1 protein-coding gene is annotated in these 682 nt (G+C 42.5%); it reads right to left on the minus strand.

Annotated features, from left to right (window positions below; translation table 11 throughout):
• The coding region (locus LRL21_RS44770; protein ID WP_240422212.1) for a hypothetical protein at positions 1-682 on the minus strand (682 nt) is incomplete at both ends.

Below are 682 nucleotides of genomic sequence, written 5' to 3' on the forward strand. Positions count from 1 at the left end.
GTGGTATTCGCCGGAATTATTCCATTATTGGCTAACGTCACGTATCCTCCTTGTGTCACCTCGCCGATTTCCGTAACACTTGCACCGGTGAACATCGTCGAGTTATAAAAATCCACGTACAATTGTACTTTCGCATTTGACAGTTGAGTAATATTAAAACTCCCGCTGATATGGAACTTTTTATTAGGTTCTACGCTAATTACTTGACGGACCCCGATCGCGCCATTTGCTACGATTCCTGAACCAATAATCTTTTGTGCATGTTCGCTTGATGATATCGGACTTACTTCATAGCTACCGTTTGCCCCCCATTTAGACTCTACCCAGTTACTGGCCCGTCCACTGTTGCCTAAGACGGTTTCAAAACTTGAATTGTATATCAAATTGGGTTCACCATAATTGAAACTGATTCCATCCACTAGAAATACTCCTGATCCATTGTCAGCGGTGCCTCGGATAAGTGCATAAACTCTTGCATTAGTAGTATTCGCCGGAATTATTCCATTATTGGCTAACGTCACGTATCCTCCTTGTGTCACCTCGCTGATTTCCGTTACACTTGCACCGGTGAACATCGTCGAGTTATAAAAATCCACGTACAATTGTATTTTCGCATTTGACAGTTGAACGATATTAAAACTCCCGCTGACGTGGAACTTTTTATTAGGTTCGGCACTGATTG

Source organism: Paenibacillus periandrae, assembly GCF_022458865.1.
GTDB lineage: Bacteria > Bacillota > Bacilli > Paenibacillales > NBRC-103111 > Paenibacillus_S > Paenibacillus_S periandrae.